This is a genomic window from Mesorhizobium sp. M6A.T.Cr.TU.016.01.1.1 (assembly GCF_003952585.1).
In the GTDB taxonomy this organism is placed as follows: Bacteria; Pseudomonadota; Alphaproteobacteria; order Rhizobiales; family Rhizobiaceae; genus Mesorhizobium; species Mesorhizobium mediterraneum.
On sequence record NZ_CP034452.1, the window covers coordinates 242,750 to 260,573 of the forward strand.

At 61.5% G+C, this 17,824-nt stretch carries 17 protein-coding genes; 16 read left to right on the forward strand and 1 reads right to left on the reverse strand.

What is annotated here, in order from left to right; genetic code table 11:
- The 15 genes from EJ075_RS01090 to EJ075_RS01160 all read left to right on the forward strand — a co-directional run bounded on the left by EJ075_RS01090 (window position 1) and on the right by EJ075_RS01160 (window position 14,056).
- Window positions 1-1,131, forward strand: a complete 1,131-nt coding sequence (locus EJ075_RS01090; protein ID WP_126107194.1) for a glycosyltransferase — start codon at window positions 1-3, stop codon at window positions 1,129-1,131.
- On the forward strand, window positions 1,128-2,222 hold the full coding sequence (locus EJ075_RS01095) for a glycosyltransferase (protein WP_095486394.1): 1,095 nt from the start codon (window positions 1,128-1,130) through the stop codon (window positions 2,220-2,222). Before EJ075_RS01090 ends, EJ075_RS01095 begins: the two co-directional genes overlap by 4 nt.
- A complete protein-coding gene (locus tag EJ075_RS01100) occupies window positions 2,219-3,328 on the forward strand; it encodes a glycosyltransferase (RefSeq protein ID WP_126103028.1) in 1,110 nt (369 codons plus the stop codon). The genes EJ075_RS01095 and EJ075_RS01100 overlap by 4 nt, the downstream gene beginning before the upstream one ends.
- 23 nt (window positions 3,329-3,351) lie before the next feature.
- The gene (locus EJ075_RS01105) at window positions 3,352-4,398 is read left to right on the forward strand and encodes a UDP-glucuronic acid decarboxylase family protein (RefSeq protein ID WP_095486606.1); all 1,047 of its coding nucleotides are present in this window, start codon (window positions 3,352-3,354) and stop codon (window positions 4,396-4,398) included.
- A gap of 14 nt (window positions 4,399-4,412) precedes the next feature.
- A complete protein-coding gene (locus tag EJ075_RS33045) occupies window positions 4,413-4,718 on the forward strand; it encodes a hypothetical protein (protein WP_164546992.1) in 306 nt (101 codons plus the stop codon).
- A gap of 160 nt (window positions 4,719-4,878) precedes the next feature.
- Window positions 4,879-5,982, forward strand: a complete 1,104-nt coding sequence (locus tag EJ075_RS01115) for an inositol-3-phosphate synthase (protein WP_126107195.1) — start codon at window positions 4,879-4,881, stop codon at window positions 5,980-5,982.
- A complete protein-coding gene (locus EJ075_RS01120) occupies window positions 5,979-6,575 on the forward strand; it encodes a histidine phosphatase family protein (RefSeq protein WP_126103029.1) in 597 nt (198 codons plus the stop codon). Before EJ075_RS01115 ends, EJ075_RS01120 begins: the two co-directional genes overlap by 4 nt.
- 13 nt (window positions 6,576-6,588) lie before the next feature.
- On the forward strand, window positions 6,589-7,686 hold the full coding sequence (locus EJ075_RS01125) for a glycosyltransferase (RefSeq protein ID WP_126103030.1): 1,098 nt from the start codon (window positions 6,589-6,591) through the stop codon (window positions 7,684-7,686).
- Window positions 7,686-8,492: a sugar phosphate nucleotidyltransferase gene (locus tag EJ075_RS01130; RefSeq protein WP_126103031.1), complete on the forward strand. Its 807-nt coding sequence runs from the start codon at window positions 7,686-7,688 to the stop codon at window positions 8,490-8,492. The genes EJ075_RS01125 and EJ075_RS01130 overlap by 1 nt, the downstream gene beginning before the upstream one ends.
- Window positions 8,493-8,494: 2 nt before the next feature.
- Window positions 8,495-9,256, forward strand: coding sequence for a TIGR04290 family methyltransferase (locus EJ075_RS01135; protein WP_095486389.1), 762 nt, complete (start codon window positions 8,495-8,497; stop codon window positions 9,254-9,256).
- Window positions 9,249-10,181, forward strand: a complete 933-nt coding sequence (locus EJ075_RS01140; protein ID WP_126103032.1) for a beta-xylosidase — start codon at window positions 9,249-9,251, stop codon at window positions 10,179-10,181. The genes EJ075_RS01135 and EJ075_RS01140 overlap by 8 nt, the downstream gene beginning before the upstream one ends.
- Window positions 10,182-10,188: 7 nt before the next feature.
- A complete protein-coding gene (locus EJ075_RS01145) occupies window positions 10,189-11,043 on the forward strand; it encodes a PIG-L family deacetylase (RefSeq protein ID WP_164547010.1) in 855 nt (284 codons plus the stop codon).
- Window positions 11,040-12,104: a glycosyltransferase family 4 protein gene (locus EJ075_RS01150; protein ID WP_126103034.1), complete on the forward strand. Its 1,065-nt coding sequence runs from the start codon at window positions 11,040-11,042 to the stop codon at window positions 12,102-12,104. The genes EJ075_RS01145 and EJ075_RS01150 overlap by 4 nt, the downstream gene beginning before the upstream one ends.
- A 9-nt stretch (window positions 12,105-12,113) precedes the next feature.
- Complete coding sequence (locus EJ075_RS01155; RefSeq protein ID WP_126103035.1) at window positions 12,114-13,103, forward strand: GNAT family N-acetyltransferase; 990 nt, start codon at window positions 12,114-12,116, stop codon at window positions 13,101-13,103.
- A gap of 62 nt (window positions 13,104-13,165) precedes the next feature.
- Window positions 13,166-14,056 (forward strand): class I SAM-dependent methyltransferase, encoded by an 891-nt coding sequence (locus EJ075_RS01160; RefSeq protein WP_245458074.1) that lies wholly within the window; start codon window positions 13,166-13,168, stop codon window positions 14,054-14,056.
- A 682-nt stretch (window positions 14,057-14,738) separates the two neighbouring features.
- Here the strand turns inward: EJ075_RS01160 and EJ075_RS01170 are convergent.
- Window positions 14,739-15,302, reverse strand: coding sequence for a sigma-70 family RNA polymerase sigma factor (locus EJ075_RS01170; protein WP_126103038.1), 564 nt, complete (start codon window positions 15,300-15,302; stop codon window positions 14,739-14,741).
- Between the two features lie 352 nt (window positions 15,303-15,654).
- Between EJ075_RS01170 and EJ075_RS01175 the strand changes: the two genes are divergently transcribed.
- Window positions 15,655-17,766: a catalase gene (locus EJ075_RS01175; RefSeq protein ID WP_126103039.1), complete on the forward strand. Its 2,112-nt coding sequence runs from the start codon at window positions 15,655-15,657 to the stop codon at window positions 17,764-17,766.
- Window positions 17,767-17,824 lie beyond the last annotated feature (58 nt).

Below are 17,824 nucleotides of genomic sequence, written 5' to 3' on the forward strand. Positions count from 1 at the left end.
ATGCGGTTTGTGTTCTATACCCATTCCGTCGTTTCCGACTGGAACCACGGCAACGCACATTTCCTGCGCGGCATCATGCGGGAGCTCGTTGCACGCGGGCACCAGGCGATCGCGCTGGAGCCGGCGGACGGCTGGAGCCGTTCGAACCTGCTGGCAGAGAAAGGGCCCTTCGCGATCGAGCGCTTCAGGAAGGATTTTCCGGAGCTGATGCCGGTAACCTACGACGCCTCCTTCGATCATGAAACCTGGATTGCCGACGCCGATGTGGTGATCGTGCACGAATGGACGGACCCGGCGCTCGTCGCGCGCATCGGCAGGGCCAAGGCCAACGGAGGCGGCTTCACGCTTCTGTTCCATGACACCCACCATCGCGCCGTCTCGGCGACGCAGGCGATCTCGGCTCTGCGGCTGGAGCATTATGACGGCGTGCTCGCCTTCGGCGAAGCGTTGCGGGAAAGCTATCTTCGCGCCGGCTGGGGCAAACGTGCCTTCACCTGGCACGAAGCGGCGGATGCATGCCTGTTCAAACCGCACCCGGAGATCGACCCTACATCCGACGTGATCTGGATCGGCAACTGGGGCGACGACGAGCGCAGTGCCGAAATCAAGGAATTCCTGATCGATCCGGTGGAACAACTTGGCCTGAGCGGCACTGTCCATGGCGTGCGCTATCCACGCGAAGCGCTCGCCGATCTTGCCGCCGCCGGCCTGGGTTACGAAGGCTGGATTGCCAATGCCGACGTGCCCAAGGCATTCGCGGCGCATCGCGTTGCCGTCCATATTCCGCGGCGTCCCTATCGGGAGAGCCTGCCCGGAATCCCGACGATCCGCATGTTCGAAGCGCTCGCCTGCGGCATCCCGCTCGTTTCGGCGCCTTGGGCCGACGTCGAACAACTCTTCAGGCCAGGTATCGACTTCCTTTTCGCGCGCGACGGAGCCGAGATGGGCCGTCATCTTCGCGACGTGCTGGACGATGCTGACCTGGCCGCCTCCCTCGTGAAATCCGGCCTCGAAACCATCCGGACGCGACACACGTGCCGGCACCGGGCGGACGAGTTGTTCGACGTACTCGCCGAATGCGGCAGCCGCCAAGCCATCGATTCCATCGCCGTAGAGGAGACAGTCGTATGAAGATTGCATTTTATGGATCGAGCCTGCTGTCGTCCTATTGGAACGGCGCGGCGACCTATTATCGCGGATTGCTCAAGGCTCTTTCCCAGCTCGGTTACGAGATCACCTTCTATGAACCGGACGTCTACGACAGGCAGAAGAACCGCGATATCGAGGCACCGGACTGGTGCCATGTCGTCATCTACGAGGCGACCCCGCATGCGCTGATGCAGGTGGCAGCAAGCGCCGGCGAAGCCGACATCGTCGTCAAGGCGAGCGGGGTAGGCTTCGAGGACGAGGCGCTGCTGCGCGCGGTGCTCGACCATGCCCGCTCCGATGCGCTGACAGTGTTCTGGGATGTCGACGCACCGGCCACTCTGGGCCAGTTGCGCGACGAGCCGGACCATCCCCTGCACCGCGCGTTGCGGGAGATCGACCTTGTCCTCACCTATGGCGGCGGAGATCCGGTCGTATGGGCCTATCGTGCGCTGGGGGCGGCCGAGTGCGTGCCGATCTACAATGCGCTCGATCCCGAAACGCATCATCCTGTCGCGAAGGATGCGCGGTTCGCTTGCGACCTCGCCTTTCTCGGCAACCGCCTGCCGGACCGTGAAGCGCGCGTCGAAGCCTTCTTCCTCGATCCGGCCAGCCGTTCGCGCGATCAGCGTTTCCTGCTCGGCGGATCGGGTTGGGGTGACAAGCAGCTTCCGGCAAATGTTGCATGGCTCGGCCACGTCGGCACGCGCGATCACAATGCGTTCAACGTCACATCCAAGGCGGTGCTGAACATCAGCCGCGACAGCATGGCCGCCAATGGTTTTTCACCTGCCACACGCGTCTTCGAGGCTGCGGGTGCCGGCGCATGCCTCATCACCGACGCCTGGCTCGGCGTCGAATTGTTCCTGGTCCCTGGCGAAGAGATCCTGGTGGCGCGCGACGGCGACGATGTCGCCGAAATCATGCGGACCCTCACACCCCGGCGGGCAAAGGCGATCGGCGCAGCTGCGCTTCGGCGTGTTCTCGCCGAGCATACCTACGCGTTAAGGGCAGCTGTGGCCGACGCTGTCTTCAGGCGCCATTTCGAGCGCCCCACCGTGGAGGCAGCGGAATGACCAAGCGGCTCGATATCGTCTTTCTTGGCCTGTCTTTGTCCTCTTCATGGGGAAACGGCCACGCCACGACCTTTCGCGGGTTGCTGAAGGGCCTGCACGAGCTCGGCCATCGCGTCACCTTCCTCGAGCGCGACGTACCGTGGTACGCAAGCCATCGCGATCTGCGCGACCCGGACTTCTGCACGTTGCGCTACTACGAAACGACGAACGATCTTCGTCGCACCTATGCTCGCTGCCTGCAGCAGGCCGATATCGTGGTGGTTGGGTCCTTCGTCCCGGAGGGGCGCGCAGTCGTCGACATCGTTGCGTCCCTGTGCACGGGCCAGTTCTGCTTTTACGACATCGACACGCCAGTCACGTTGGCAAAGCTCGCCGCGGATGATTGCGACTACATATGCCGACGGCAGATTCCGTATTTCGACGTCTATTTCTCATTCGCCGGCGGGCCAACGCTCGCCCGTTTGGCGGCGGACTTCGGTGCACGGCGCGCCGAGCCGCTCTACTGCTCCGTCGACCCGGAGCGGCATCGCCGAACGGCCGATCCGATCTGCTGGGACCTTGGTTATCTCGGCACCTACAGCTCGGACCGGCAGGCGACCCTGGATGCACTCCTGCTTGAACCGGCAAGACGCATGCCGGACCGCCGCTTCGTCGTGGCCGGCTCGCAATTCCCGTCCGAGACCGTCTGGCCGAGCAATGTCGATCGCATCGAGCACTTGCCGCCGGCGGACCACGCCGCCTTCTACAGCCGCCAGCGCTACACGTTGAACGTCACGCGCAGCTCCATGATAGCGGCTGGATGGTCTCCCAGCGTACGTCTCTTCGAGGCGGCTGCCTGTGGCACGGCCATCATCAGCGATCGCTGGACAGGTCTGGATAGCTTCTTTCCGACAGCCACGATCAACACGGCCAGCCAAGCCGAAGACGTGATCGACATCCTATCCAGGCAGTCGGACCGCGCCAGGCTGGCTATGGCCAAGCGGGCACGCGAAACGATCCTGGCAGCACATACCGGCGCCGCGAGAGCCCGTGAATTCGTTTCGCTGCTGGCGCGGCCAAGATCGGCACGTCCGGCCCTCGATCTGGACATTGAAAGTGCAGCATGACTGGCAGACAGGAGAAAATAGAGATGCGGCAATCAAGAAGGACGCAACGGACCAGGACGGCGCTTGTCGCCGGCGGCGCGGGTTTCCTCGGTTCGCATCTTTGCGAAACACTGCTTCAGGCCGGGTATCGTGTGATCTGTGTGGACAATTTCCTTACCGGTCGGATGGAAAACATCATCTCGATCGTGGACCGTCCTCGTTTCCGCTTGATCGAGCAGGATATCTGCCGACCATTGGATCTTACTGAGCCTGTGGACCGCATTTTCAACCTTGCGTGCGCCGCGTCACCGCCGCGCTACCAAGCCGATCCGGTTCACACCACGCGAACCTGCGTGATCGGAACGCTAAATCTGCTTGAGCTCGCCGCCCAAAACAGTGCGCGCTTTCTGCAGGCATCGACAAGCGAAGTGTATGGCGATCCCGAACAGCACCCGCAAAGGGAAGACTATGTCGGTCACGTGAACTGCACCGGTCCGCGCGCCTGTTATGATGAGGGCAAACGAACCGCAGAAACCTTGTGCTTCGACTATTTGAGAACCGAAATGGCCGATATCCGGGTCGCCCGCATCTTCAACACCTATGGTCCGCGGATGGATCCTGCCGACGGCCGGATCGTCTCGAACCTGGTGATGCAGGCCCTCGAGAGGAGACCACTGACGATATTCGGCGACGGGCTGCAGACCAGATCCTTCTGCTACGTCTCCGATCTGGTTGACGGTCTGGTCCGCCTTATGAATATCGATTCGAATCCGCGCCAACCGGTCAATTTGGGCAATCCCGGGGAATTCACCGTCCTTCAACTGGCCGGATTGGTGAGAGATATGACCCATAGCAAGTCGGCCTTCAAATTCCTGCCACTGCCGCAAGACGACCCTCGCCGGCGGCAACCGGACATTTCCCGAGCAGAAACCCTTCTCAATTGGTCGCCAAAGGTGCCGCTCAGGCAAGGCCTGATGCAGACGATCAGCTACTTTACGGAGCTTGAAGCCAGCCGGAGCGAGGATCGAATTTCCCCGATTGCAACAAGCGTGAGGTCCGCTTCGGGCCGACTGCAAAACCTGCCCGCCTGAAGTCAGGAAGGGCTGTGCGCTCGGGTATGGCTCGTGGTGATACCGCGACCAACACGGGCTTCATTTTTTCTCATTGGGGGAACATCCAGCCGAGCTCGCCGTTGGGCGATGATACCGGCATGGAGAACGGACCCGTGCATCGAAAACGATCCGCCAAGGACATCGAGCAAATGGCCGCAAGGGAAACGGCTGCCTTTCTGAGACGTGCCTCAATCACCTATCTTGAATGCTGTGTGAGCCTGATGATGACGCATCTTGAACGCGAGGAGGTGGTCACCATCCTGGAAAAAGAAGCGGATATGCTGCGAAGGCTCGACTGAGGCTTGCGGCGCCCAGGCATCGATCGGCTCAGCCTCAAACACAGCGCGCAGTTGTCATCTCGCCGTGACGTTCGTGATTTTTCCAGGTCGCAAGGAACATTCCTGGCAACTGGCAGTTCGGCGCGAGGAACTTACCTTCAACAGCGATGGCGGCAGTTTCGTGGGATCGAAAAAGGTACGGATTGGAATAGCCGGCGTCGGCAATTGCGCGTCTTCCCTTGTCCAGGGCCTCTCATATTATCGGGACGCCAGAGGTAATGAGCCGATACCCGGCCTTATGCATGCCGATCTCGGCGGCTATCACGTCGATGACATCGAAGTGGTCTGTGCTTTCGACGTCGCTAAGGGCAAAGTTGGGCGAGATGTGGCGGAAGCCATATACAATCCACCCAATAATACCTTCCGCTTTGCCGATGTCGCAGCAACCGGCGTTCGCGTCGAGCGCGGACCAACGCTCGACGGCATCGGCAAGTATCTGCGCGATGAGATCGAGGAGGCAGAAGAGCCGGTCGCGAATATCAGCGCGCTGCTTCGGGAAAGCGGCGCTGACGTATTGGTCTCATATCTGCCGGTCGGCTCGGAAGAGGCTACGCGTTTTTATGCCGAGTGCGCGCTCGAGGCCGGCTGCGCCTTCGTCAACTGCATACCGGTTTTTATTGCGTCGCGGCCGGAATGGCGCCAACTCTTCGAACAGCGTGGCCTGCCATTGATCGGCGACGACATCAAAAGCCAGGTCGGCGCGACAATCGTGCACCGGTTGCTTGCCAATCTGTTCCGCGAGCGCGGCGTCCGCATCGACCGCACCTATCAGCTGAATTTCGGCGGCAACACCGATTTCCTCAACATGCTGGAACGGGAGCGGCTGGAATCGAAGAAAATCTCGAAGACGCAATCGGTAACCAGCCAACTCGACGTTCCCCTGGAGGCCGGCAACATCCATGTCGGCCCCAGCGACCATGTGCCTTGGCTCACCGATCGAAAATGGGCCTACATCCGCGTCGAAGGCACGACGTTCGGCGGCGTGCCGCTCAATGCAGAGCTCAAGCTGGAAGTGTGGGATTCGCCCAACTCGGCCGGAGTCGTGATCGACGCTGTGCGCTGCGCCAAGCTGGCGCTTGACCGCGGCATCGCGGGGGCGCTGACCGGTCCCTGCAGCTATTTCATGAAGTCGCCGCCCGAGCAATTCACCGATGCCGAGGCACGCCTGCGCACGCTCTCTTTCATCGCAGGGAGGGACGAGCCGATGCTCGATGCCGCGGAATGACGACGACGTTCTTCTTGATCCGCCATGCGGCGCACGACAATGTCGGCGACTATCTTGCAGGACGTATGGCCGGAGTTTGTCTTGGCGAAACCGGCAAGGCACAAGCCGTGCGCCTGGCCAGCCACATGGCGCCGGAGCCGTTAGCCACCATCTGTTGCAGCCCGCGCGAACGAACGCTGGAAACCGCCAAACCGATCGCAATCGCCTGCAGTCCCGACAAGATCACAATCTGCCAAGAACTCGATGAGATCGACTTCGGTGCGTGGTCGGGAAAGACCTTCGAAGAGTTGAGCCAGGACGCCGATTGGCGGGTGTGGAACAGCCGGCGTCAGCAGGCGAGGACGCCGGGCGGCGAGACCATGCTGGACGTCCAGCAACGTGTCTTCTCGCTGATGCAGCAACTTCGCAAACGCTATCAGAACCAGTCCGTGGCGTTGGTCAGCCATGCCGACGTGATCAAGGCCGCCGTCTGCAAGGTGCTCGGCTTGCCGCTGGGAGATTGTTTTCGCTTCGACATCGACCCCGCTTCGATCACCACGATCGTATCCGGTGACTGGGGCTCCAAGCTGATCCGATTAAACGAAGCCGCCTGACGAGGACTACCGGATGCGAATGGTCATTTTCGGTCTCACCGTCACCTCCTCGTGGGGAAACGGACACGCGACGCTGTGGCGCGGGCTTATCCGGGCGCTGGGTGGGCTGGGTTGGTCCGTCACCTTCTTCGAACGCAACACTCCCTATTATGCCGGGGCGCGCGACCTTGACCATCTCGATGGCGGCAGTGTCGTTATCTATCCGGACTGGGAAGACATTCGCCATGTCGCGGAACACGCGATCGGGCAATCGGACGTCGTCATCGTCACGTCCTATTGCCCCGACGCCGTGGAGGCATCGCGCCTGGCGCAGGATGCCTGTTACGGACTGAAGGTTTTCTACGATCTTGACACCCCGGTCACACTCGCCCGGATCGAACAAGGTCAACGGCCGGCGTATTACGGGCCCGAAGGCCTACGCGATTTCGAGCTTGTCTTAAGCTATACTGGCGGGACCGCAATCGATGCGCTCAAAACGCTGCTGGGTGCCCGCCGTGTCCTGCCTCTCTACGGCCATGTCGATCCCGAGCGACACCGCCCGGCACAGCCCCGGGCCGAATTTGCCGGGGATCTGTCCTATCTCGGAACCTATGCCGCAGATCGCCAGGCCGGCGTCGAAAAGCTGCTGGTGCGCACGGCAGCGCGCCTGCCGGACCATCGCTTCGTCATCGGCGGCGCCCAATACCCGCACGAATTCCCATGGAGCGACAACATCTTCTTTGTCAGGCACCTTCCGCCTGCGGATCATCCGGCCTTCTTCTGCTCATCGCGTTTGACGCTGAACGTGACCCGCGAGGCAATGGCCAAGAGGGGCTGGTGTCCTTCGGGCAGGCTGTTCGAGGCGGCAGCCTGCGGCGCAGCTATCGTGAGCGACACCTGGCCCGGGCTGAGCAGTTTTTTCCAACCTGGCAGCGAGATCCTCCTGGCGGACACCACCGACGACGTGGTTGCCGCAGTCTGCTTGTCGGACAGCGAAATTGACGCAATTCGGCGCCGTGCGCGCGAGCGGGTGTTGGACGAGCATACCTCTGCGCAACGCGCCAGGGAGCTGGACCGCCTCCTGTCAGATTCATTGCAGACGGCGGGGGAGCCGTTGAAGGAAGCAATCTGATGTTGGGCATCGTGCCTGCTGCCGGCCGCGGCAGCCGCATTCAGCCACTCGGCTTCTCGAAGGAACTCCTGCCGGTCGGCAGCCGCATCGACGGCCAAACCGAGCGTCCCTGCGCGGTGAGCGAATATCTGGTGCGTCGCATGGTGCGCAACGGCGTCGACAAGATCTGCTTCGTCATCGGATCGGGAAAATCGGACATCCTCGAATATTATGCCGCCGGCTATGGCGATGCCGCAGCACTGTTTGTCGTGCAGCCCACCCCTGTCGGTCTTTGCGATGCGATCTTCCGCGCTGCGCCGCTCGTCGCGACGGACGAGACAGTCCTGATCGGCCTGCCCGATACGATCTGGCTACCCGAAGACGGTTTCTGCGCCCTGCGGAACGATTGCCTGTCTTTCCTGCTGTTCCCCGTCGACCGTCCGGAATTTTTCGATGCCGTCATTCTCGACAACGACAGCCGGGTGAAGGAAATCCAGGTCAAGCAACAAGACGCCGGATCGAATTGGATTTGGGGTGCATTCAAGATGCCCGGCCGCATCTTTCATCAGCTTGCGACGCTCTGGCGCGAGCGGGATCGCCATGATGAATACGTCGGCACGCTAATCAACGCCTACTTGGCGGCCGGCGGCGAGGCTTACGGCGTCAAGGCAGGCACAGCCTATGTCGACGTCGGCACGTTCAACGGCTACCGCACGGCACTTCGGCTGCTTGAGAACAACGACGCCACGTCGGAGGACCCGAAAAACCTCATATTCGTGCTGCCAGGGGAGTCGCAAATACCAAGCCATCCAGGCGAAGGAGGCTAGCCATGCTGCATTCCAACGCCGAAATCCGCCGTCGCATCGATGCCCTAGGCCCGTGGTTCCACAATATGGAGTTGGCGGGTGTCGAAACCGCCCCAGACCATTTCCTCGGCAACTACCCGCTGATCAAATGGCGCAAGTTCGCCGACGCCATTCCTGCCGATCTGTCCGGCAAGGCCGTGCTCGACATAGGCTGCAACGCCGGCTTCTACTCGATCGAGATGAAGCGCCGCGGCGCCCGCCGTGTCCTCGGCATCGATTTCGATGAAGCCTATCTGGCGCAGGCGCGCTTTGCCGCCGAGATCGCGGACTGCGACATCGAATTCCAGCAGCTGTCGGTCTACGAGGTGGGCGTCCTGCGGGAGAAATTCGACATCGTCCTGTTCATGGGCGTGCTGTACCACCTGCGCCACCCCCTGCTCGCTCTCGATCTGATCCGTGAGCACGTTGCCGGCGACCTGATGATCTTCCAGTCCATGCAGCGCGGCAGCGCCGACCTGCCTGCACTCGATGAGAATTATCCTTTCTGGACCCACGATCTGTTCGACCGACCGGAGTTTCCGAAGCTGCATTTCGTCGAGCATCGCTATGCCGACGACCCGACCAACTGGTGGATTCCCAATCGCGCCTGCACCGAAGCGATGCTGCGCAGCGCCGGCTTCGAGATCGTGCTGCACCCGGAGCAGGAGGTCTATTTCTGCCGCACCGCCGGTGAGCCGGCCGGCGGCGGCGCCGTTTACCCGTCGAGAGGACAACTTCATGATTGAAGCTGCAATGATCTGGAACGAGCCAAACAACAAGTCCCATTGGGACCCCGAACTCGACCCCGACTGGAGCCGCTTCGCCAATATGGCAATACTGGCCGCCGATGCGATCGCAGCTGAAAACCCCGCCGTGACCAAGATCCTCGGCGGCATTTCGCCGATCGATGCCGATTTCATGGCGCTCATGAAGCAGTATGGCGTGCTCGATCACGTCGATGCCGTCGGCGTGCATGGTTTCCCGCTCGACTGGAACCTTTGGCAGATTCAGGAATGGCCGCAGAAGATCGGCGAGATTTCGACCGTCACCGATCTGCCCGTATGGGTCAGCGAAGTCGGTGTGTCGAGCTTCGGTGCCGAGGAGGTGCAGCGCTGGGGCTTGCGCCGGACCGCCGAACTGCTGCTCGGCAATGCGCCGCGCATACAATGGTACAGCCTCTACGACCTTCCGCGCGAATGGGGGGCAACGACGCGTCACCGCGAAGCGGAAGGCTCCTCCTACTATCGCCACTTCTACATGGGCCTGCTGCGCGAAGACGGTACGCCCAAACCAGCGCTCGAGGAATTCCTGCGTTATGCCCCGGCCATGGGACTGGCGCAGTGGTTCCATTTTGAAGATCCCCGGCTGGACGACGCCGTCGCCTGGATGAAGCGGCTGGGCGTCACCAGTCTGCGCACCGGGCTTTCCTGGGCCGACAGTTTCAGGCCGAATGCGCTGGATTGGTACGACCGGCAGATGGAAGCACTGGCCGATTTCGACGTGACCGTCACCTTCTGCTTCACTCCAGAGCATCGCGGAGTTATGCCGCATCACACCAGTCCGCCGCTGGTGCCGGAGGAGTTCGCGGAGTTTTGTGCGACGATGATCCGTCGCTATGCTCCCGGCATGGCCGTCTCGCCGGTCAGGTCCGTGCGAGCTTCGGCAGCATGAGTGTGTCATGCAACACCAACCTGACGGGTCCGGAACGCTTGCCGAATTCGCGGCCCTGTTGCTAGTAGGTACCGCACCATACTCATCGGACGGTGCTGAAATCATGATCGTTGTCGCGCATCCGGACGACGAGACCATCGGCATCGGCGGGCATCTTGCCGGATTGCGCCGATCTCGCATCGTTCATGTCACTGACGGTGCGCCGCGAGATCTTGATGACGCGCGAGCATACGGTTTCGAGACGTGGCAGGACTACGCCAAGGCCCGCCATAGGGAGTTGGAGACGGCGGTGGCGGCAGCGGGTTTGCCGTCGACGGCCCTGATCAGTCTCGGTTATCCCGACAAGCAAGCCGCCGGAAATCTTAGCTCGCTCGCACGGGAGCTGACCGGCCTTTTGGCCGATCGCGATGTCAGCTTCGTCTGCACGCATCCTTATGAAGGTGGTCACCCTGATCATGACGCGACCGCCTTTGCCGTCCATGCGGCCTGCCATTTGCTGCGCCGCGACGGACGCCAGGCGCCGGTCATCGTCGAAATGGCATTCTATTGCGCCGGGCCTGAGGGCGCGGTCCTTCAGGATTTCAACAGCGGACCCGGCAGTGAGTGCATCGAACTGCACCTTACGGAAGCGGCTTTCGAACGGAAGCAGTGCATGCTGGCCTGCCATCGGACCCAGCAACGGACGCTGGCGCCGTTCACGGCGCGCGTCGAACGTTTCCGGGTGGCGCCTGCTTATGATTTCCTGGCGCTGCCGAACAACGGCAAGCTCTATTACGAGGCGCTGCCGCTCGGCTTCGAGCCGGCGGTTTGGCTTCACGCGGCGGCGGCTGCGCATGAGGAGCTTGGGCTCGACCGGCCATGACCCTCACCGTCCTGAACGTCGCCTACCCTCTCGCGCCAGTCGGTCCGGATGCGGTTGGCGGTGCCGAGCAAGTGCTCTCGATGCTCGACCAGGCACTCGCGCGCGCAGGGCACATTTCTATCGTGATCGGTTGCCAGGGCTCCAAAGCGGCGGGCGTCCTCATCGAGACACCGGCTGAACCAGGTGTGCTCGACGATGCGGCGAAAAAAAGGGCACAGCGCTCCCATCGCACCGCGATAGAAGCCGCACGTGCCCGTTGGCCGATCGACGTGATCCATCTGCACGGCATCGATTTTCATGCCTATCTGCCTGACCATGGCCCGACATTGGTAAGCCTGCACCTGCCGCTGGATTGGTATCCGGCCGATGCTCTGCGCCCGCTGCGCAACGATCTATGGCTTCACGCCGTCTCAGAGGCCCAACAAAGAACCGCACCGCCAGGCGCCCGGCTGGTTGCGCCCATTCCAAACGGCGTCGATATCGATGCGCTGAGCGGCCCGCAGTCCAAGCGCAACTTCGCGTTGGTGCTCAGCCGCATCTGCCCGGAAAAGGGCATCCATCTGGCGCTGGACGCCGCCAAACAGGCTGGCGTGCCGCTGGTCATCGGCGGCAAGGTCTATCCCTATGAAACGCATACGCTGTACCTTCGTGACGAAGTCCAGCCTCGCCTCGACAAGCACCGCCGCTTCCTCGGTCCGCTCGGCTTCACCTCCAAACGGCGCTTTCTCAACGCCGCCCGTTGCCTGGTCATTCCCAGCCTTGCCGCGGAAACCAGTTCGCTTGTCGCGATGGAGGCCCTCGCCTGCGGCACACCGGTCGTCGCCTTTCCAAACGGCGCGCTGCCGGACGTGGTCGAACACGGCAAGACGGGCTTTCTGGTGAATGACGTCGACGAGATGGCGGAGGCCATTGTCGCATCATCCGGCCTGGATGCCGAGACATGCCGGGCCGAGGCGCGGCGGCGCTTTTCGCTCGACCGCATGATTTCGTCTTACATGGACGCCTACCATGCGCTGGCGGGGCTTGGTGGCGGCCGCAGGCGCCTCGCGGCGGCCCAGTGAGCGGCTTCCATGCTCCGCTCGGAGATCATCGACGATCCGGCCGCCCTTGAGGCCCTGGCGCCGCGTTGGTGGGAGCTCTGGACGCATAGCCGGACGGCGACGCCGTTCCAATGCCCCGCCTGGCTCGTGCCGTGGTGGCGCACGTTCGCGCCCGGAGAGCTGGCTACGATCGCCGTCTGGCGTGGCGGCGATCTGGTGGGACTGGCGCCGTTTTACCTGGAACACACACCTTCCGGGCCGAGACTGCTTCCGGTCGGGATTTCGTTGAGCGACTATCTGGATGTCCTGTGTTCCCCCGGCATCGAAGCGGCGGTCGCCGCAGTCATCGCCGACCGGGCTCTCGCGATCAATTGGTCGCAATGGATTTTACCGGACCTACCGGCCGGTGCTGCAGGTCTCACTATTACACACCCTGCGCTGGAGGCGGGTGAACTCGTCGATCATGCGGCTTGTCCCGTGCTCCCGATCGCTGGTGACGATGCGCTTGCGGTCTGCGTTCCTGCGCGGCGAAGACGCCAGCTGCGCCGCGCGCATAGAGCCGCATGCAGGCGCGGCTGCGTCTCCCTCACGCCAGCGCAAGATAGTCCCAAAGCATTCTTCGATCACTTGATCCGCCTCCATGGCGCGCGTTGGGCCGGGCATGGTGACGGCGTGCTGGCCGATCCGGCTGCCGAAGAATTCCACCGGCAGGCGCTTGCCCTGCTTGCCGCACAGGGTCTTGTCCGATGCTGGCTTGTCGCTATCGATGACGCGGTCGTCGGCGCCTACTATGGATTTCACCATCGCCACCGCGCGTACGCCTACCTTGGCGGTTTTGATCCGGCCTATGCCGAGGAAAGTCCCGGCGCAATCCTGATCGGTCACGCGATTTCCGAGGCGGCCCGCGAAGGGGCGCGGGAGTTCGATTTCCTGCGCGGCCAGGAGACTTACAAATATGGCTGGGGTGCCGTCGACCAATGGACGACGCGAAAGGTCTGGACGCGGAGCATGGCTCAATGAGCACAGCTGGACGAAAACCATCTTTACAGGCGTCGACAGCAAGAATGGTGATCGAGGAGTGCATGGCCGACGGCGCCTGCGTCGAAGCCGTCGTTGCCAGGCTGGCGCTTCGCTTCGAGACGGGGATCGATGCCGCGGAGCTCGCTGATGTGGCGCTGGATATGTGTTCAGCCGACCTGCGGAACGGGGACAGACTGGAGCGGATCGCCGAGCTGCTTCGTCGCAGGCCTGACATCTTTGCCATGCTGCGCGAAACAGGCGCGGCCGTTCGCCACGAACGCAGTGAATGGGAAACGGATGCCGCTGTCGTCAGGCGGCTGGCCGCCGGCTTCGATGCGGCGGCGGCGATTTCCCTGGCGGCGAGCGTTCAGCTGTCTTCGTTGGGAGACGAGGAGAAGCTCACCGCCACTACCGACGAGATCGTCGCGTGGCTGGAAACACAAGGCTTCACCGGCGCCCACCGGGACATACTGGACATTGGTTGTGGCATCGGGCGTTTCGAAAGCGCGCTTTCCAGCGCGGCGCACCGGATCGTCGGCATCGACATATCCTCAAAGATGATTTCGATCGCTCGTCAGCGATGTGCCAGTCTGCGCAATGTAGAAGTGCGGCCGACCTCCGGTCTCGATCTTGCCGATTTCGGCAATGCAAGTTTCGATTGCGTGCTGGCTGTCGACAGCTTCCCCTATCTGGTGCTGGCCGGCTTGGCGGAGCGGTATTTCAAGGAAATCGCGCGTGTTCTGAAGACGTCGGGCATGGCAGCACTTCTGAACTACTCCTACCGCGGAACGCCGGCGCTGGATCGTGCCGATGTTCACCGCCTCGCCGGAGCCCATGGCATGCAGGTCGTTGTCGACAGCGAGAAGCCGTTCCGGCTGTGGGATGGCAATGCCTTTCTTCTTGCTGCATCCGAGGGAACATTACGGCTCAATAACTGTTCGGGCGTCACATAGAAAAGGCGCCTGTGAGTGCCCACAATCCTAAGGAGGACTAGGTGGCATACGGCGGCAAGGGACATCACCTCGGCCGCCAGAACAAAGGATCCGGCGACGGCGCGATGACCGGGTTGCTCAAGGACTAGGCCGAGGAAAGCGGTTGCGTCCACCAGAGCCTAGAAGCAGCACACCGAGCAACGCAGGTTCGATGGCAATCGGATCAACTCCGATCAGTATCATGCCGCAGATCGGCTCGCCTAAGGCCGAATGTTGCAACCGCAGACGCGATTATGACCGGCGACCAGCTGAGGTCGCGAGAGTCGAATTTGTCGAGCGCGCCCGGGAATATTGCCCGGGGAGATTGGAGGGAAGGCACAGGCTTTCCTGACGATACCAGCGGCTTCGAAACAATGCTGTGCAAGGGTCAGCGCTGACTGTGAGAACGGCGCGTGAATCCTTGCAAACTCTGATTGCTGACACCACACTGGTGAAGGGACCAATTCGTTAAGAGAACACGATGTCTCGCTCGAGCGACGATACGATCAGCCCGCGACTCCGGCTGGCAATAGACCGGAAAATCGCATCTCTGCTGACTGCCATCGAGCAGGAGAAGGTCCCCGACCGGTTGACCAACCTTGCGGTTCAATTGCAGAACGCGCTTGTCGACAAGCGTCGATGCAAGGCAAAGAAAGAGGACTAGCTATCGACGCCTGTCGACTGCCAAGTTTCCTTGTACCTCGGACAGGTGATTGCGTCTTTCCACCAACGTCTGCAGCGAACATTCGCCGAGGTATTCCAGGACGCCGGCGCGCGCTCGGTTAAGGCGGCTCTTTACCGTCCCCACCGCGCAACCGCATATTTCGGCAGTTTCTTCATAGCTGACGCCAAGAACCCCGATCAGCATCAGGACCTCGCGCTGATGTTCCGGCAGCTTCTGGACCGCGCCATAGACTTCCTTGCTCTGAACGGACCACTCCTGTGTAGCTTCCGAAATCGGGATCAAAGAGGCACAGTCAAGCAGGCCGGGTTTTTCCCGGTCGGCGGCCTTGGCACGCGTGTAGTGGGTATTGCGCATGATGGTGAAGAGCCATGACTTCATGCGTGTCCCAGGCTCGAATTTATCGATGTTGGCGAGCCCTTTGGTCAACGTCTCCTGGACCAGGTCATCGGCGTCGTCAGGAACACGGCAGAAGGTGCGGGCGAAGGCTCGCAAGGCAGGTATCAGGTCAACGATGGAAACTTCATCCGTTTCCTGGTTGGCCAAGGCATAGCCCCTGGAGGACAATGGTCCAGCTCCCAGCAAGAACGAGTTGATGAACAAAGACCTAGCTAAATGCATGAAGGTTTGGATCGTTCCGGACATCGAAATGAGTCGCTAGAAAATCTCGGATTGCGCGGACGCACATCGCGTAACTGCGCGGCTGAACTCCTGTTGCGGGTGAGTGCCGCCCGCCCGGAACACGGCCAAGGTCGCTCCATTGGACAGACAGCGACGTCAATTCGCCATTGTTCCGCAAGCAAAGGCGCCAGTCCTTTTGCGGGAACAAAGCGGCGCGCCGGAAGTTCGACGCCCTGAGCCGGTGGTTCCGGCCTTCATTCATCGAGGAGCAACAGTCATGGCGCAGTCCCGGCAGCGTTCAGAAAGACGGCCCGCAAACGGTCGCAACCAGAATGTCGAGCGGGGAAACGGCGGTGAGCTTCACCAACTGGCGGAAGGCGAGACGCCTGTCCTCACCACTGCGCTCGGAACGCCTGTCTCCGACGATCAGAACACTCTGAAGATCGGCGAGCGTGGCCCGTCGCTGATCGAGGATTCCCACTTTCGTGACAAGATTTTCCATTTCGATCACGAGCGGATTCCCGAACGGGTCGTTCATGCTCGCGGTTACGGCGCACACGGCTATTTCGAAACCTATGAATCGCTAGCCAAATACACGCGCGCCGACATTTTCCAGCGTGCTGGCGAAAAGACGCCGGTTTTCGTGCGCTTCTCGACAGTCGCCGGCAACAAGGGCTCGTTCGACCTGGCCCGCGACGTGCGCGGTTTCGCCGTCAAGCTTTACACCAAGGAAGGCAATTGGGATCTGGTCGGCAACAACATCCCGGTTTTCTTCATCCAGGACGCGATCAAGTTTCCCGATCTGATCCATGCCGCCAAGCAGGAACCGGACCGCGACTTCCCGCAGGCCCAGACCGCGCATGACAATTTCTGGGATTTCATCAGCCTGATGCCGGAATCGATGCACATGATCATGTGGATCATGTCGGATCGTGCGATCCCGCGCTCCTTCCGCTTCATGCAGGGCTTCGGCGTCCACACCTTCCGCTTCGTCAGCGCCGACGACGAATCCACCTTCGTCAAATTCATCTGGAAACCAAAGCTCGGCATGCAGTCGGTGGTCTGGAACGAGGCAGTCAAGATCAATGGTGCCGATCCGGATTTTCATCGCCGCGACCTGTGGGAGGCGATCCAGTCCGGCAACTTCCCGGAATGGGAACTTACCGTGCAGCTCTTCGATCAGGACTTTGCGGACAGCTTCGATTTCGATGTCCTCGACGCCACGAAGATCATTCCCGAAGAAATCCTCAAGCCGATCCCGGTGGGACGATTGGTCCTGGATCGTATGCCCGACAATTTCTTCGCCGAGACCGAACAAGTGGCGTTCATGACGCAAAACGTGCCGCCCGGCATTGATTTTTCCAATGACCCGCTGCTGCAGGGACGCAACTTTTCCTATCTCGACACCCAGCTGAAGCGGCTCGGCAGCCCGAATTTTACCCACCTTCCAATCAACGCACCGAAGTGCCCGTTTGCTCATTTTCAGCAGGACGGACACATGGCTATGCGCAATCCGGTAGGCCGTGCAAATTATGAGCCAAATTCGTGGGGCATGGGTCCGCGCGAGGATCCCCAGCGCGGCTACCGTTCCTTTGCCGATGCCGAGCAGGGCCAGAAAGTGCGGCTGCGGGCGGAAAGCTTCGCCGACCACTACAGCCAGGCGCGGCTGTTCTTCAACAGCCAGACGCCTCCGGAACAACGCCACATCGTCATGGCTTTGACATTCGAATTGAGCAAGGTCCAGACACCGGCAATCCGCGAGCGAATGGTTTCCCATCTGCTGAACATCGACGAGGCGCTGGCGGCCACCGTTGCCGACAAGCTTGGCATTCGAAAGATGCCAAGTCCGGCGGACGCTGCGGTGCCGCCGCGAGACGACCTGGAGCCCTCGCCGGCGCTCAGCATCATCAATAACGGGCCGGAGAGCTTCGGAGGCCGTAAGGTCGGCGTGCTGGTCAGCGACGGCGTGGATGCTGCGCTGTTCGAGCAACTCCGAACCGCGGTCGAAAAGGAAGGCGCGGTGATGGAGGTCGTCGCCGCAAAGGTCGGCGGCGTAGATGCGGCCGATGGCACGCAGATCGAAGCGAGACACATGATCGACGGCGGTCCGTCGGTCCTGTTCGACGCGGTCGTGCTTATGCTCTCGGAGCCGGGCGCCGAACTGCTGGCCAAGGAAGCCGCCGCAAAGGACTTCGTTTCCGATGCGTTCGCTCATTGCAAATTCATCGGTTTCACGTCGGGAGCCGAGGCGCTGCTGGCCAAGGCAGGCGTCGATGCGGATGCGGATGAAGGGCTGATAAGGCTGGAATCAAACAAGACGGCTGAGAAGTTCGTCCAAGCCTGCCGGAAGTTGCGGCTGTGGGCGCGGGAGGCGGCCGTCAAGCTCTGACGCCGGTGCATGCTGGCCGTCTGTTCGCATGCTTGACTGGAGCCGTAGAACCAAGTGG

Bases quoted from the DNA above. Each gene is read 5' to 3' on its own strand.
- EJ075_RS01135 (WP_095486389.1), top strand. From the start codon at position 8,495: ATGCTGCATTCCAACGCCGAAATCCGCCGTCGCATCGATGCCCTAGGC.
- EJ075_RS01120 (WP_126103029.1), top strand. From the start codon at position 5,979: ATGACGACGACGTTCTTCTTGATCCGCCATGCGGCGCACGACAATGTC.
- EJ075_RS01090 (WP_126107194.1), top strand. From the start codon at position 1: ATGCGGTTTGTGTTCTATACCCATTCCGTCGTTTCCGACTGGAACCAC.
- EJ075_RS01145 (WP_164547010.1), top strand. From the start codon at position 10,189: ATGCAACACCAACCTGACGGGTCCGGAACGCTTGCCGAATTCGCGGCC.
- EJ075_RS01100 (WP_126103028.1), top strand. From the start codon at position 2,219: ATGACCAAGCGGCTCGATATCGTCTTTCTTGGCCTGTCTTTGTCCTCT.
- EJ075_RS01125 (WP_126103030.1), top strand. From the start codon at position 6,589: ATGCGAATGGTCATTTTCGGTCTCACCGTCACCTCCTCGTGGGGAAAC.
- EJ075_RS01130 (WP_126103031.1), top strand. From the start codon at position 7,686: ATGTTGGGCATCGTGCCTGCTGCCGGCCGCGGCAGCCGCATTCAGCCA.
- EJ075_RS01095 (WP_095486394.1), top strand. From the start codon at position 1,128: ATGAAGATTGCATTTTATGGATCGAGCCTGCTGTCGTCCTATTGGAAC.
- EJ075_RS01105 (WP_095486606.1), top strand. From the start codon at position 3,352: ATGCGGCAATCAAGAAGGACGCAACGGACCAGGACGGCGCTTGTCGCC.
- EJ075_RS01155 (WP_126103035.1), top strand. From the start codon at position 12,114: ATGCTCCGCTCGGAGATCATCGACGATCCGGCCGCCCTTGAGGCCCTG.
- EJ075_RS01160 (WP_245458074.1), top strand. From the start codon at position 13,166: ATGGCCGACGGCGCCTGCGTCGAAGCCGTCGTTGCCAGGCTGGCGCTT.
- EJ075_RS01150 (WP_126103034.1), top strand. From the start codon at position 11,040: ATGACCCTCACCGTCCTGAACGTCGCCTACCCTCTCGCGCCAGTCGGT.
- EJ075_RS01140 (WP_126103032.1), top strand. From the start codon at position 9,249: ATGATTGAAGCTGCAATGATCTGGAACGAGCCAAACAACAAGTCCCAT.
- EJ075_RS01175 (WP_126103039.1), top strand. From the start codon at position 15,655: ATGGCGCAGTCCCGGCAGCGTTCAGAAAGACGGCCCGCAAACGGTCGC.